This window comes from Pseudomonas sp. EYE_354, from assembly GCF_023148575.1.
Lineage (GTDB): Bacteria > Pseudomonadota > Gammaproteobacteria > Pseudomonadales > Pseudomonadaceae > Aquipseudomonas.
The window spans coordinates 211,265-225,294 of record NZ_JAHXNQ010000003.1; the positions used below are offsets into that span (position 1 = coordinate 211,265).

Consider the following 14,030-nt stretch of genomic DNA (forward strand, 5'->3'; position numbering starts at 1 on the left):
GAACTCTTTGATATGGCCGCTATTCTAGGCGTTGCCCAGATGGGGTAAAGTCATTACCTATCCGATTTAAAGATGGGTTATGCCATGAGTGTGCAGTGGAACCTGGAGCAGATGCGGCTGTTTGTGAGCGTTGCCGAACAGCGTTCGTTTTCGGCGGTAGCGCGCGGGCAGCGCAAGGCGCAATCGGCGGTGAGCAATGGCATCGCCTTGCTGGAGGCGGACTTGGGTGTAAGCCTGTTTGAACGCAGCAGTGGCCGCCAGCCGCGCTTGACCGAAGCCGGCGCGGTGCTGCTCGAAGAAGCCAGGGAAGTGTTGCGTCAATGCGAGCGCCTCAACGGCCGCGCGCTGTCGCTGATGCGCGGCGAAGAAGCGCGTCTGCGCCTGGCCCAGGACGAGGCGATGCTGTACCAGCCTGTGCTCGACAGCCTGGATGTCCTGGCCGGGAAATTTCCGAACCTGGAAGTACAGCTTTCCAGCGCTGCTCAAGGCGACGTCGCACGCAAGTTGGTCGAGCGCAAGGCGGACCTGGGCCTGTTGTTCTATCACGACCAGATCCCCGAAGCGCTGGAGCGCCGGGTGGTGGGCAGTGTCGAGATGGTCACCGTCTGTGGGCGCAATCACCCCTTGGCGACGCAGGGCTTCGTGGACTGCCAGCGCCTGGCGCAGTTTCGGCAGTTACTGATGTCGACCCAGACCAGTGTGTATCCCGGCAGCGAGGCCGCCAGCCCGCAGGTGTGGCGGGCCGACAGCTTCTACGTGCTCGCCGAATGGTTGATCCGCGGCCTGGGCTGGGCCTGGTTGCCCCGGCATGTGGTGCAATACCCGGCCTACCAAAACCAGATGGTCGAACTCGACAGCGAATGGACCCCGCCAGCCCTGGTGGTCGAGTTGGTGTGGCGCCGTGACGAACCCTTGGGCCCTGCCGCACAGTTTCTTGCCGAACGTTTTGCCGAGTGCCTGCGGGCGATAGATTGAAAAAGCCGATAAACTCCGCCGCCATGAATAGAACTCTCTACAGCTGTCTGTTTTACCTGGCGCTGCCGTTGGTGGCTTTACGTCTATGGCTGCGTGCGCGCAAGGCGCCGGCCTATGCCAGGCGCGTGGGCGAGCGGTTTTCGTACGGCTTGCCGGCGATGAAGGCCGGAGGGATCTGGGTGCATGCGGTATCGGTGGGCGAAAGCATCGCGGCGGCGCCGATGATTCGTGAGCTGCTGGCGCGTTATCCACAGCTGCCGATCACCGTCACCTGCATGACGCCCACCGGTTCCGAGCGTATCCAGGCCTTGTTCGCCAACGAGCCGCGCATCCAGCACTGCTATTTGCCGTATGACCTGCCGTGCGCGGCCAAGCGTTTTCTCGACCGTGTGCAGCCCACGCTCGCGGTGATCATGGAAACCGAACTGTGGCCCAACCACATCCATGCCTGCGCCATGCGCGGTATTCCGGTGGCGCTGGCCAATGCACGGTTGTCGGCACGTTCGGCCAAGGGCTACGCGCGCTTTGCCAAACTGACAGCGCCGATGCTCTCGCAAATGAGTTTGTTCGCGGTACAGACCGAGACCGAAGCCCAGCGTTTCCTGAGCCTGGGGGCTCGCTCGGACACCGTAGAGGTGACCGGCTCGATCAAGTTCGATCTGACCATCGACCCGCAGCTACTGGAGCGCGCGGCCGCCTTGCGCGAGCAATGGGGGGCCAGCGAGCGCCCGGTATGGATCGCCGCCAGTACTCATGAAGGTGAGGATGAAGTGGTGTTGGCGGCGCATCGTCAGTTGCTCGCCAACTACCCCAATGCGTTGCTGATCCTGGTGCCACGCCACCAGGAGCGCTTTGCTCCGATGTACGAACTGTGCGAGCAGCAAGGGTTTGCCACGGTGCGCCGCTCCGCGGGTGAACCCGTCGATGCGCACACTTCAGTGCTGCTCGGCGACACCATGGGGGAACTGCTGTTTCTGTACGCCCTGGCCGACAGTGCGTTCGTTGGCGGCAGCCTGGTGCCGACCGGCGGGCACAATCCGCTGGAACCGGCGGCGCTGGCCAAGCCGGTGATCATGGGGCCGCACGTGTTCAACTTCCTGGAAATCACCGCGATGCTGCGGGATGCCGGGGCGTTGCGCGAAGTGGATGACGCCGAAGGTTTGGCTGAAGCCGTGCGTCAGTTGTTCGAGCTGCCGCAGGATGCGCGCAGGATGGCCGAAGCGGGGCTCAGGGTGATGCGGGCCAATCAAGGGGCTTTGCAGCGCTTGCTGGACGGGTTGGACAGGCTGATTAGCCATTGAACGACATGGACCAACGGTGGGGGCGGGCAAGCTGGCCCCCTGCCGGTCTGACTCAGTAACCCGGTCGGGCTTTTAACTGTTCGGCGGCGGCTTTGGCCAGGTCCGGCGGCAGGAAGTCTTTGTCCGGGTTGTAGTCCGCCTTGAGGTAGCGCGCCAGGTCCTGCAGATCCCCTGGGTTCAGCGTGCCGGCCGCCTGCTTCAAGCGCAGGTTGTCGAGGATGTAGTCGTAGCGGCTGTTGTTGTAGTTGCGTACCGACGCGTAGAGCTGGCGCTGGGAGTCGAGCACATCGACGATATTGCGCGTCCCCACCTGGTAACCGATTTCCGTGGCTTGCACCGCGCTCTGGTTGGAGATGATCGACTGGCGGCGCGCCTGTACCTGTTCCACATCGGTGTTCACCGCGCGGTGCAGGTTGCGGGTGTTTTCAACGACCTGGCGGCGCAGGCCTTCGCGCTGCTGCTCGGTCTGGCCCAGGCGCGAGTAAGACTCACGCACTTGTGAGCTGGTCAGGCCGCCGCTGTACAGCGGGATACTCAAGCGCAGCCCGATGGTGCGTTGCTCGACATCGCCCCGGTAAGGCGTGCCGAAGGCGTTCGGGTTGCTGAAACCGAGGGCGTCGTTGTCGCCTTTTTCGTACTGCGCTACCGCATCCAGGGTGGGTGCGTGGCCGGCCTTGCGCTGCTTGAGGGTTTCCTCGGCGGCGGTCACGGCGTAGTTGCTGGCGAGCAGGTTCAGGTTCTGGCGGCCGGCGGTTTCCACCCAGGCCTTGGCGTCGTTGGGCAGCGGCGGCAACACCGGCAGCGTGTGGACAATGCCCTGGATCGAGTTGTACTGGCGGTTGGTCAGGGTGATCAAGGCTTCAAACGCGTCGTCGACCTGGCGCTGGGCAAGGATGCGGTTGGCCCGCGCCGTGTCGTAGCTGGCCTGGGATTGCAGCACGTCGGTCTTGTCCGACAGGCCCACGTCGAAGCGCTCGTTGGACTGGTCCAGTTGGCGCTTGAAGGCATTTTCTTCGGCCTTGGTGGAGGCCAGGTTGTCCTGGGCGCGCAGCACGGCGAAGTAGTTCTCGGCGCTTTGCAGGATCAGGTTTTGTTCGGTGGCCGACAGTTGCAGCGCAGCCTGCTCGTTGACGGCTTCGGCGGCTTGCAACTGGAACCAGCGGTCGGCGCGGAACAGCGGCTGGCTCAGGGTGGCGCGCCAGGAGTGGGCATCGCGGTTGGCGGTCGCCGCCGGGGTGTCGATCTGGGTGCGCACATTGTTGATATCGGCACCGGCCGAGAGGTTGGGCAGCAAGCCGGCGCGGGCCTGGGGCACCACTTCTTTTTGCGCGCCGTACTGAGCCCGGGCGGCGGCCAGGTCGGCGTTGTTATCCACCGCTTCCTGGTAGACGCTGACCAGGTCGGTTCTGGCGGACAAGGGCGCTTCAGCTGCCCAGACCATTGCGTTGGTCGCACAAGACACGGCAATAGCCAGTGAGAGTTTGCGCAGCATGAGGCGATCCCTGAGTAAATATTACGGCGATAATTTGTCGGCCAAGGCTACGGCGACTGTTTCAGAGCGTCAAGCCTTAAGCAGTAGGCGAGTGTAGTGGCGGTTCCACTGCTCAACAATCCTGCGATTACGCCATTCATCACGCTGAATGCTCCAGCGTTGGCAATTTGCCCACGCCATGGTCTAGACTGGCCGCGTTCTTGTCGGGGTGCCTTGTTGGAAGGCTGAGATCGGTAAATACCGGATCCCGTTGAACCTGATCAGGTTAGCGCCTGCGTAGGGAACAAGATTTCTCGTCACCCGGCGAGTCCTCTTGTGCTTCGTCCGGGATGCTGTTCGACAATCGAACAGCCCTCGTGCGTCAAGCACAGCACTGCCTCCAGTGCGTCCATCCGTCACAGGTTCGCTCCGACAAAAATCCACCGCCTGGATCAGTTGGAGAGCCCGTGATGACGACAAAACTAAAAAACACCGTGCATTTGAGTGAGTCGGCCAAAGTCGATTCCGGTTCCGTGCAGCCGTTTACCCGCTCGCAAAAAATCTACGTGCAGGGCAGCCGTCCGGACATTCGCGTGCCGATGCGCGAAATCAGCCTGGACGTGACGCCCACCGATTTCGGCGGTGAGATCAACGCCCCGGTCACCGTGTACGACACCTCCGGCCCCTACACCGACCCCAACGTGATTATCGATGTGCGCAAAGGCCTCGCCGACGTGCGCTCGCCGTGGATCGAAGTGCGTAACGACACCGAGCGCCTGTCGGGCCTCAGTTCGCACTTCGGGCAACAGCGCCTGAGCGATGCCGAGCTGACCGCCCTGCGTTTTGCCCACGTGAAAAACCCGCGCCGCGCCAAGGCGGGTGCCAACGTCACCCAGATGCACTACGCGCGCAAAGGCATCATCACCGCCGAGATGGAATACGTCGCCATCCGCGAGAACATGAAGCTTGAAGAGGCACGCGCCAGCGGCCTGCTCGACCAGCAACACGCCGGCCACAGCTTCGGTGCCAGCGTGCCGAAGATCATCACCCCCGAATTCGTGCGCGAAGAAATCGCCCGTGGCCGCGCGATCATTCCGGCCAACATCAACCACACCGAACTGGAACCGATGATCATCGGCCGTAACTTCCTGGTGAAGATCAACGGCAATATCGGCAACAGCGCCCTGGGCTCGTCCATCGAAGAAGAAGTGGCGAAACTCACCTGGGGCATTCGCTGGGGGTCGGACACCGTGATGGACTTGTCCACTGGCAAGCATATCCACGAAACCCGCGAGTGGATCATCCGCAATTCGCCGGTGCCGATCGGTACCGTGCCGATCTACCAGGCCCTGGAAAAAGTCGGCGGCGCCGCTGAAGACCTGACTTGGGAGTTGTTCCGCGACACCCTGATCGAACAGGCCGAGCAGGGCGTTGACTACTTCACCATCCACGCCGGCGTGTTGCTGCGTTACGTGCCGCTGACCGCCAAGCGTGTCACCGGGATCGTTTCCCGTGGCGGCTCGATCATGGCCAAGTGGTGCCTGGCGCACCACAAAGAGAACTTCACCTACACGCATTTCGACGAAATCTGCGAAATCATGAAGGCCTATGACGTCAGCTTCTCCCTCGGCGATGGCTTGCGTCCGGGTTCGATTGCCGATGCCAACGACGCCGCACAGTTCGGCGAGTTGGAAACCCTCGGTGAGCTGACCAAGACCGCCTGGAAGCACGACGTGCAAACCATGATCGAAGGCCCCGGGCACGTGCCGATGCAGTTGATCAAGGAGAACATGGACAAGCAGCTCGAGTGCTGCGACGAAGCACCTTTCTACACCCTGGGCCCGTTGACCACCGACATCGCGCCGGGCTACGACCACATCACCTCCGGCATCGGAGCGGCGATGATCGGCTGGTTCGGCTGCGCCATGCTCTGCTACGTCACGCCCAAGGAGCACCTTGGCCTGCCGAACAAGGATGACGTGAAGACCGGGATCATCACCTACAAGATCGCCGCGCATGCCGCCGACCTCGCCAAAGGCCATCCCGGCGCGCAGATCCGCGACAACGCCTTGAGCAAGGCGCGCTTCGAGTTTCGCTGGGAAGACCAGTTCAACCTCGGACTGGACCCGGACACCGCGCGGTCCTATCACGATGAAACCCTGCCGAAGGACTCGGCCAAAGTCGCGCATTTCTGCTCGATGTGCGGGCCGAAGTTCTGCTCGATGAAAATCACCCAGGAAGTGCGCGAATACGCGGCCAACCAGCGCATTGAAGCGGTGGATGTGGATGTGGCCAAGGGCTTGGCCGAGCAGGCGGAGCGGTTCAAGCAGGAAGGCAGCCAGCTTTACAAGAAGGTCTGATCCAGGGTGGCCGGTGCCTGCACCGGCCTTATCGGGGGCTTGCCCCTGATCGCCATCTCCCCAACCACCCATGCCCCTCAGAGATACCCCCCTTGAGCATTCAACCGAGTACCTACTCTCCTGACACCGCGGTGCCGAGCGACAAACGTGTCTTCGGCGCCCGCGACCTGTTTTCCCTGTGGTTCTCCCTCGGCATTGGCCTGATGGTCCTGCAGACCGGCGCCTTGCTGGCGCCGGGCCTGGGCTTGTCCGGCGCGTTGCTGGCGATTTTCCTCGGTACGCTGGTCGGCGTGCTGCTGTTGGCCGCTGTCGGCGTGATCGGCAGTGACACGGGCCTGTCTGCCATGGCGGCGCTCAAACTCAGCCTCGGCGCCAAAGGCGCCAGCCTGCCGGCGTTGCTGAACCTGCTGCAACTGATTGGCTGGGGCTCATTTGAAATCATCGTGATGCGTGATGCTGCGAGCCTGTTGGGCACGCGGGCGTTCAGTGACGCCAGCCTGTGGGCCAGCCCGCTGCTGTGGACCCTGTTTTTCGGTGGCCTGGCGACCTTGCTGGCGGTCAGTGGTCCGCTGACCTTTGTGCGCCAGATCCTGCGCAAATGGGGCATCTGGCTGTTGCTGGCGGCCTGCCTGTGGCTCACTTGGAACCTGTTCGCCAAGGCTGACCTGGCCGCGCTCTGGGCCCAGGCCGGCGACGGTTCGATGCCGTTTGCGGTGGGTTTCGATATCGCCATCGCCATGCCGCTGTCGTGGTTGCCGTTGATCGCCGATTACTCACGTTTCGGCAAGCGCGCCAAAAGCGTATTCGGGGGCACCGCGCTGGGGTTCTTTATCGGTAATTTCTGGCTGATGAGCCTGGGCGTGGCCTACACCCTGGCGTTTGCGCCAAGTGGTGAGGTGAATGCGCTGCTGTTGGCGCTGGCCGGTGCGGGCCTGGGGATTCCGCTGTTGCTGATTTTGCTGGACGAGTCGGAGAACGCCTTTGCCGATATTCACTCGGCGGCGGTGTCCAGCGGGATTCTGTGGCGCTGGAAAGTTGAACACCTGGCGCTGGCCATTGGCGTGATCTGCACGCTGATTGCCTGCTTCGCACCGTTGGCGCAATACCAGAACTTCCTGCTGTTGATCGGTTCGGTATTTGCGCCGCTGTTCGGCGTGGTGCTGGTGGATCATTTCGTCCTGCGACGCCGTGGCCAGGGCGTCGTTACCGGCTTGCGTTGGTCGGCACTGCTGGCCTGGCTGGGTGGCATTGCCACTTACCATCTGCTGGCCAACCTGTACCCGGATGTCGGCGCGACCCTGCCGGCGTTGGTGCTGGCAGGGTTGTTGCAGTTCATCCTGGCGCGGGCCTTCAACGGCGTGCGGGCACCAGCTCAGGCTTGAGGATGCCTTCCAGGCGTGAGTAGGGGATCTGAAGTTCGACGTGGCCCAGGGCGTACGGCGCGATGGTGGTGGTGGGGTACTTGAGGATCACACCGCCGTAAGTCAGCGCCACGTTCGGGGTTTTCTGGAACGGATAGGTTTTTACGAACGTCGGCTCCAGGCTTAGGCGGGTGCTGATCAGCCAGCTGTTATGCGCCACCTGGGCGGCTTTCCAGAATGCATCTTCCTTGCCCGGCAGCAGCATGTCGCTCAACGACAGCGCCTTTTGTTGCTGGCGCGAGTAGTTGATGAACGCGCGGCCCGGCTCGCCATGGGTGGCGCCCTGATCCAGGTAGCTGGACAGTTCGATGATCACCAAGCCGTCATGCTGTTCGCGTACTTTGGCTTGCAAATACATGCTGTTGTTCGGCGCGGCGGTTTGCAGGAATTGCTCGCGATAGCTCTCAAGGCTGGTCGGCAGCGGGTTGGCGCCGGTCATTTCCAGCAGGCGCTGTTCGATCAGCGCGTCCAGCTTGGGTTCTTTGGCGAAATGCACGGTGTCGATATTCACCAGCGCGCAATCGGCGCTGGCGCAGCCGGGCCGGGTTTGCTCGCTGGTGTCGCGGCTGGCTTCCAGCGGGGTGCGCCAGTTCGGTTGAAACAGGCTTTGGCAGGCGCCGAGGGTCAAGGCGATGCAGGCCACGGAGGCGATTTTTAAAAGCGACATGGATGTCCTTCGTCTATCGATAAGAGCGAAATTGTGCAGCTTCGACTACCGGCAAGGCAGTCAGTTCGCCACTAAGCTGATTAGAGTGAGTTTGACCGCCGCCGTCTATCCCGGCAACCGGAAAGGGGCTGCACCAACCGACGCGGGCGCGTTAGGATGGCGCGAATTGCCAGGCATAACGAGGAAGGGATATGACGGACTTTGCAAAATCGACGCCGAGCAAGATTGAAGTTGTTCAGCACGACAATCTCCATAAAGGTTTTTACAAACTCGACCACATGAAGCTGCGCCATGAAAAATTCAATGGCGACATGAGCCGTGTGATCCACCGCGAAGTCTTCGTCCGTCACGACGCGGTGTGTGTGCTGCCCTACGACCCGCAGCGCGACGAAGTGGTGTTGAACGAGCAGTTTCGTGTCGGCGCCATGGGCCGTACCGATAACCCTTGGCTGATCGAGATGGTCGCCGGCCTGATCGACAAGGATGAGCAGCCGGAGGAGGTTGCACACCGCGAAGCCGAGGAGGAAGCTGGGCTGACCTTCTCTGCCTTATGGCCGATCACCAAATATTTCCCGTCGCCCGGTGGCAGTACCGAGTATGTGCACTTGTACCTGGGCCGCTGCGACAGCGCCGGTGCTGGAGGCGTATATGGGCTGGAAGAAGAAGCGGAAGACATCCGCGTGACGGTCTGGGCCTTTGAAGACGCCCTGCAAGCCGTACGTGACGGTAAGATTTCCAACGCAGCCAGCATTATCGCCCTGCAATGGCTTGCGCTTAACCGCGCGGAAGTGAGGGGGTTATGGCAGTAAAGGCACGGGAACGTTATCGAGTCGACCTGATCGGGCTGCAAGCCGCCTGCGAGGCCAACTATGCGCGGCTGATGCGACTGCTGCCCGACATGCGCCACGCGCCCGAGGCGCGGCGTATCGGCGTGACCCATGGCGACCAGATGCTTGGCGTGCTGGCCCTGGAGGTCATCGTCAACTGCCCGTACACCACCACCCTGCGCGTGCGCCAGGAGCACAGCCTGCCTTGGCTGCCGGTGCCGCAACTGGAAGTGCAGGTGTACCACGACGCGCGCATGGCCGAAGTGATCAGCGCCGAACATGCGCGGCGCTTTCGCAGCATCTATCCTTATCCGAATGTGTTCATGCACCAGCCCGATGAGAAAGCACAGCTCAATGTGTTCCTCGGTGAATGGTTGAGTCACTGCCTGGCCCTGGGCCACGAGTTTGAAGTCGTGCGGTAGATGTGAACTGCGTCTGCTTACTTGGGTTTCCTCTTTGCGTCCTGCCCCAGCATAATCGCCGCACTTGTCCATATCCTGTGATTGCCCTGGGAGAGCGCCTTGCCGAGCGTATCCGCCGTGAACCCCGACGCTGCGCTGCTGGTGCAGCTGTCTGACAGCCACTTGTTCGCCGAGGCCGACGGTACGTTGTTAGGCATGAACACCCGTGAGAGCCTGCAACGGGTGATTGAGTTGGTGCGTCGACAACAGCCGCAGATCGATCTGATGCTGGCCACGGGCGACCTGTCCCAGGACGGTACGCTGGCTTCTTACCAGCTGTTTCGCGAGATGACCGCGGCCATCGGTGCTCCCGCGCGCTGGATTCCCGGCAATCATGATGAACCGCAGATCATGGAACTCGCTGCGGCGCACAGCGACCTGCTGGAGCCGGTGGTGGACGTGGGCCACTGGCGCATCACTCTGCTGGACTCCGCCGTCCCGGGCTCGGTGCCGGGTTACCTGCAGGATTCGCAACTGCAATTGCTCGCTCAAGCCTTGAGCGAAGCGCCGAACCGGCATCATTTGGTGTGTTTCCACCATCATCCGGTGCCCATCGGCTGTGCCTGGATGGAGCCCATCGGCCTGCGCAACCCTGAGGCGCTGTTTGCCGTGCTGGATCGCTTCCCCCAGGTCAGGGCGGTGCTCTGGGGCCATGTGCACCAGGAAATCGATGGCGAGCGTGGTGGGGTGCGCTTGCTGGCGTCACCGTCCACCTGTATCCAGTTCGCGCCCGGCAGCGAAGACTTCAAGGTCAGCGAGCAGGCGCCGGGTTATCGCTGGCTGCGCCTGCATGCCGACGGGCGGTTGGAGACCGGCGTAGAGCGGCTGGTCGGCTTCGCGTTTACGGTGGATTACGGTAGCAACGGCTACTGAGATTTACCTGTAAACTGCGCCCTTTTGGCGCAAGCACGGAGAGCCCGGCATGTCCGCTTCGATCCTCTATATCCACGGCTTCAACAGCGCGCCTGCGTCCAACAAGGCCAGCCAGTTGATCCGGGTGATGGACGCCCTTGGCCTGGCCGATCAATTGCGCGTACCGGCCTTGCATCACCATCCCCGCCAGGCAATTGCTCAGTTGGAAGAGGCGATTGCGCAACTGGGCCGGCCACTGCTGGTCGGCAGCTCACTCGGCGGCTACTATGCAACCCATCTTGCCGAACGCCATGGCCTCAAGGCGCTGCTGGTCAACCCGGCGGTAAGCCCGCATCGGATGTTCGACGGTTACCTGGGTACTCAGAAGAACCTCTACACCGATGAAACCTGGGAACTGACCCACGACCACGTCACCACCCTGGCCGAGCTGGAAGTGCCGGCACCCCAGGACGCTGCGCGCTATCAGGTGTGGTTGCAGACCGGGGATGAAACCTTGGATTATCGCCTCGCCCAGCAGTACTACCGGGCCTGTGCCTTGCGCATCCAGGCCGGTGGCGACCATGGTTACCAAGGGTTCGCCGGGCAATTGCCGGCGCTTTTGAGTTTTGCCGGCATTAGCGCAGACCAGTATCAATCCTTCGACTTTTCGGCACTGTAATTGCCTTGAAAACCGCAGGTTACTTTTTAATCGAACGACTCACGACGAGACCCCATGGCCACTCCCAGCGCTAGCTCTTATAACGCCGACGCCATCGAAGTCCTCTCGGGCCTCGACCCGGTGCGCAAACGCCCCGGCATGTACACCGACACCAGTCGGCCGAACCACCTTGCCCAGGAAGTCATCGACAACAGTGTCGACGAAGCCTTGGCCGGGCACGCCAAGTCGGTGCACGTCATTCTCCACGCCGACCATTCCCTGGAAGTGTCCGACGATGGTCGCGGCATGCCGGTGGACATCCACCCCGAAGAGGGCGTGTCGGGCGTCGAGCTGATCCTCACCAAGCTGCACGCCGGTGGCAAGTTCTCCAACAAGAACTACCAGTTCTCCGGTGGCTTGCACGGTGTGGGCATTTCCGTGGTCAACGCCCTGTCGACCCTGGTACGGGTCAAGGTCAAGCGTGACGGTAACGAGTACCAGATGACGTTCGCCGATGGCTACAAAGCCACCGACCTGGAAGTGATCGGCACCGTTGGCAAGCGCAACACCGGCACCAGCGTGTACTTCGCGCCGGACCCTAAATACTTCGATTCGCCGAAATTCTCCATCAGCCGCCTCAAGCACGTGCTCAAGGCCAAGGCGGTGTTGTGCCCGGGCCTGTTGGTCACCTTTGAAGACAAAGGCACCGGCGAAAAGGTCGAGTGGCATTACGAAGACGGTCTGCGTTCCTACCTGGAAGATTCCGTCAGCGATTTCGAGCGTCTGCCCAACGAACCGTTCTGCGGCAGCCTGGCCGGTAATAAAGAAGCCGTCGACTGGGCGCTGCTGTGGTTGCCCGAAGGCGGCGACAGCGTGCAGGAAAGCTACGTCAACCTGATCCCGACCGCCCAGGGCGGTACCCACGTCAACGGTTTGCGTCAGGGCTTGCTGGACGCGATGCGCGAATTCTGCGAATACCGCAGCCTGCTGCCGCGCGGCGTCAAGCTGGCGCCGGAAGACGTGTGGGAGCGCATTGCGTTCGTGCTGTCGATGAAGATGCAGGAGCCGCAGTTTTCCGGTCAGACCAAGGAGCGCCTGTCGTCCCGCGAGGCCGCAGCATTTGTTTCGGGTGTGGTCAAAGACGCCTTCAGCCTGTGGCTCAACGAGCACCCGGAGCTGGGCCTGGCCCTGGCGGAGCTGGCGATCAACAACGCCGGCCGTCGCCTCAAGGCCAGCAAAAAGGTCGAACGCAAGCGCATCACCCAGGGCCCGGCATTGCCTGGCAAGCTGGCTGACTGCGCCGGGCAGGACCCGATGCGCTCCGAACTGTTCCTGGTGGAAGGTGATTCCGCCGGTGGTTCCGCCAAGCAAGCGCGGGACAAGGAATTCCAGGCAATCCTGCCGTTGCGCGGCAAGATCCTCAACACCTGGGAAGTCGATGGCAGCGAAGTTCTGGCCAGCCAGGAAGTGCACAACATCGCCGTGGCTATTGGTGTCGACCCGGGCGCGGCAGACATGAGCCAACTACGTTACGGCAAAATCTGCATCCTGGCCGACGCCGACTCCGACGGTCTGCACATCGCCACTTTGCTGTGTGCGCTGTTCGTGCAGCACTTCCGCCCGTTGGTGGATGCCGGTCACGTCTACGTCGCCATGCCGCCGCTGTACCGCATCGACTTGGGCAAAGAGATTTTCTACGCCCTCGACGAAGCCGAGCGTGACGGCATTCTCGACCGCCTCGTGGCCGAGAAAAAGCGCGGCAAGCCCCAGGTCACGCGATTCAAGGGTCTGGGTGAGATGAACCCGCCGCAACTGCGTGAAACCACCATGGACCCGAACACCCGGCGCCTGGTGCAGTTGACCCTGGAAGACTATGCCGCGACCTCGGAAATGATGGACATGCTGCTGGCCAAGAAGCGTGCGCCGGACCGTAAGTCCTGGCTGGAGTCCAAAGGCAACCTGGCCGAGGTTCTGGGCTGATGCGCACAGGTGTCGCCCTGGCGATCCTGATGTTGAGCGGGTTGGCGAGCACCCAGGTGATCGCCGCGCCCGTGGCTGAGCTTAAGCTGGTGTCCGAACACCCGGTGGACGGCATGCGCGGCGGCAACCTGTCGGGCCTGGCGTTGTGTGGCAACCGGCTGTGGACGGTTTCCGACCGTGACGATGACCAGATCTACCGCCTGGATACAAGCGCGCCGACCTGGCAGGCCGAGGCGGTGAAGATCGAGGTGCCGCCGGTGCCGGAATCCGGGTTGCCCTGGGGGCTGCGTTCGCGCACCAAGGCTGCGTCGTTCATTCGCGGTGGCGACCTGGATTTTGAAGCCATCGCCTGCGATGCCGCGGGTAACCGCTACATCGTCAGCGAAGCCCATGCGGCGGTGCTGCAGGTGCCGGCCACGGGCGCGTCCGAGTGGTTGAAGATCGCGCCGAGCATGGTGCGGGAGGCGCGCGCCAGTGGCATGCTGCTGCACTTTAATGCCTTGTTCGAAGGCCTGGTGGTAAACCCCGAGGGCAATCAGATCTGGCTGGCTGCAGAACGTGAGCGGCGTGGGCTGATCTCCATCAAGCGTGCGCAAAGCGTGTGGGATTGTGATGGCCCTTGCGTGTTACTGAGCGAGGCCGGCCAGGAAATGCAGCCAGCCAAGTTCGCCAACGCAAAAGCGGTCTCCAAGGATTTTGCCGACCTGGCCCTGTTCGACGGCAAGCTGTTTACCCTGGAGCGCAATGCGTTCCAGATCTGTCGGCGTGATGCGGTCACGGCTAAGGTCGAACTGTGCTGGTCGTTTGCCGATGAAACCCTGACGCCCGAGCGGCGTTACGCTCAGCCCTATGGCTTGGCCGAAGCCCTGGTGGTGGATGCCGACGGTGCCTGGCTGGGCATCGACAACAACTTCGGCCCGCGTGCCGATGGTGAAAAACGCCCGGTGGTCTATCGTTTTGCCGCCCCGGTCGGTGGCTGGAGTGCCCAGCCATGAGTGATCAACCCCTTGAATTGACTCAGCGCAGCGGCCTTTCCGCTGCGCCTTACCAAACATTG

Annotated in this window: 12 protein-coding genes and 1 riboswitch; of the genes, 10 read left to right on the forward strand and 2 right to left on the reverse strand. The window is 62.2% G+C overall.

The window, feature by feature from the left end; all coding sequences use genetic code 11:
• Positions 1-84 precede the first annotated feature (84 nt).
• The gene (locus KZX66_RS05590) at positions 85-975 is read left to right on the forward strand and encodes a LysR family transcriptional regulator (RefSeq protein ID WP_248077364.1); all 891 of its coding nucleotides are present in this window, start codon (positions 85-87) and stop codon (positions 973-975) included.
• A gap of 23 nt (positions 976-998) precedes the next feature.
• Entirely contained in the window at positions 999-2,276 is a 1,278-nt protein-coding gene (gene waaA, locus KZX66_RS05595) for a lipid IV(A) 3-deoxy-D-manno-octulosonic acid transferase (RefSeq protein ID WP_248077367.1), read from the forward strand.
• A 52-nt stretch (positions 2,277-2,328) separates the two neighbouring features.
• Here the strand turns inward: waaA and KZX66_RS05600 are convergent, their stop codons facing one another.
• Positions 2,329-3,768 (reverse strand): TolC family outer membrane protein, encoded by a 1,440-nt coding sequence (locus KZX66_RS05600; RefSeq protein ID WP_248077370.1) that lies wholly within the window; start codon positions 3,766-3,768, stop codon positions 2,329-2,331.
• A gap of 194 nt (positions 3,769-3,962) precedes the next feature.
• Positions 3,963-4,068: riboswitch (TPP riboswitch) on the forward strand.
• A 149-nt stretch (positions 4,069-4,217) separates the two neighbouring features.
• Between KZX66_RS05600 and thiC the strand changes: the two genes are divergently transcribed.
• Together thiC and cytX are read left to right on the forward strand one after the other, a co-directional pair.
• Positions 4,218-6,107 (forward strand): phosphomethylpyrimidine synthase ThiC, encoded by a 1,890-nt coding sequence (thiC, locus tag KZX66_RS05605; RefSeq protein WP_248077373.1) that lies wholly within the window; start codon positions 4,218-4,220, stop codon positions 6,105-6,107.
• Positions 6,108-6,199: 92 nt separating this feature from the next.
• Entirely contained in the window at positions 6,200-7,489 is a 1,290-nt protein-coding gene (gene cytX, locus KZX66_RS05610) for a putative hydroxymethylpyrimidine transporter CytX (protein ID WP_248077374.1), read from the forward strand.
• Here the strand turns inward: cytX and KZX66_RS05615 are convergent.
• The gene (locus KZX66_RS05615) at positions 7,458-8,195 is read right to left on the reverse strand and encodes an RsiV family protein (protein ID WP_248077376.1); all 738 of its coding nucleotides are present in this window, start codon (positions 8,193-8,195) and stop codon (positions 7,458-7,460) included. The genes cytX and KZX66_RS05615 overlap by 32 nt on opposite strands.
• Positions 8,196-8,386: 191 nt before the next feature.
• On the opposite strand from KZX66_RS05615, the gene KZX66_RS05620 reads away from it, so the two are divergent.
• From KZX66_RS05620 to KZX66_RS05645, 6 genes are all read left to right on the forward strand, one after another.
• Positions 8,387-9,004 (forward strand): NUDIX domain-containing protein, encoded by a 618-nt coding sequence (locus KZX66_RS05620; RefSeq protein ID WP_248077378.1) that lies wholly within the window; start codon positions 8,387-8,389, stop codon positions 9,002-9,004.
• The gene (locus KZX66_RS05625) at positions 8,995-9,444 is read left to right on the forward strand and encodes a DUF1249 domain-containing protein (RefSeq protein ID WP_003171323.1); all 450 of its coding nucleotides are present in this window, start codon (positions 8,995-8,997) and stop codon (positions 9,442-9,444) included. The genes KZX66_RS05620 and KZX66_RS05625 overlap by 10 nt, the downstream gene beginning before the upstream one ends.
• A 99-nt stretch (positions 9,445-9,543) precedes the next feature.
• The gene (cpdA, locus tag KZX66_RS05630; protein WP_248077381.1) at positions 9,544-10,356 is read left to right on the forward strand and encodes a 3',5'-cyclic-AMP phosphodiesterase; all 813 of its coding nucleotides are present in this window, start codon (positions 9,544-9,546) and stop codon (positions 10,354-10,356) included.
• A 49-nt stretch (positions 10,357-10,405) separates the two neighbouring features.
• The gene (locus KZX66_RS05635; RefSeq protein ID WP_248077386.1) at positions 10,406-11,014 is read left to right on the forward strand and encodes a YqiA/YcfP family alpha/beta fold hydrolase; all 609 of its coding nucleotides are present in this window, start codon (positions 10,406-10,408) and stop codon (positions 11,012-11,014) included.
• Between the two features lie 54 nt (positions 11,015-11,068).
• Positions 11,069-12,973 (forward strand): DNA topoisomerase IV subunit B, encoded by a 1,905-nt coding sequence (gene parE, locus KZX66_RS05640; protein WP_248077389.1) that lies wholly within the window; start codon positions 11,069-11,071, stop codon positions 12,971-12,973.
• Positions 12,973-13,968: an esterase-like activity of phytase family protein gene (locus KZX66_RS05645; protein WP_248077391.1), complete on the forward strand. Its 996-nt coding sequence runs from the start codon at positions 12,973-12,975 to the stop codon at positions 13,966-13,968. Before parE ends, KZX66_RS05645 begins: the two co-directional genes overlap by 1 nt.
• The last annotated feature ends 62 nt before the right edge of the window (positions 13,969-14,030 follow it).

Coding starts and splice junctions, on each gene's coding strand:
- KZX66_RS05590 (WP_248077364.1), top strand. CDS start 85: ATGAGTGTGCAGTGGAACCTGGAGCAGATGCGGCTGTTTGTGAGCGTT.
- waaA (WP_248077367.1), top strand. CDS start 999: ATGAATAGAACTCTCTACAGCTGTCTGTTTTACCTGGCGCTGCCGTTG.
- KZX66_RS05600 (WP_248077370.1), bottom strand. CDS start 3,768: ATGCTGCGCAAACTCTCACTGGCTATTGCCGTGTCTTGTGCGACCAAC.
- thiC (WP_248077373.1), top strand. CDS start 4,218: ATGACGACAAAACTAAAAAACACCGTGCATTTGAGTGAGTCGGCCAAA.
- KZX66_RS05615 (WP_248077376.1), bottom strand. CDS start 8,195: ATGTCGCTTTTAAAAATCGCCTCCGTGGCCTGCATCGCCTTGACCCTC.
- KZX66_RS05620 (WP_248077378.1), top strand. CDS start 8,387: ATGACGGACTTTGCAAAATCGACGCCGAGCAAGATTGAAGTTGTTCAG.
- KZX66_RS05625 (WP_003171323.1), top strand. CDS start 8,995: ATGGCAGTAAAGGCACGGGAACGTTATCGAGTCGACCTGATCGGGCTG.
- KZX66_RS05635 (WP_248077386.1), top strand. CDS start 10,406: ATGTCCGCTTCGATCCTCTATATCCACGGCTTCAACAGCGCGCCTGCG.
- parE (WP_248077389.1), top strand. CDS start 11,069: ATGGCCACTCCCAGCGCTAGCTCTTATAACGCCGACGCCATCGAAGTC.
- KZX66_RS05645 (WP_248077391.1), top strand. CDS start 12,973: ATGCGCACAGGTGTCGCCCTGGCGATCCTGATGTTGAGCGGGTTGGCG.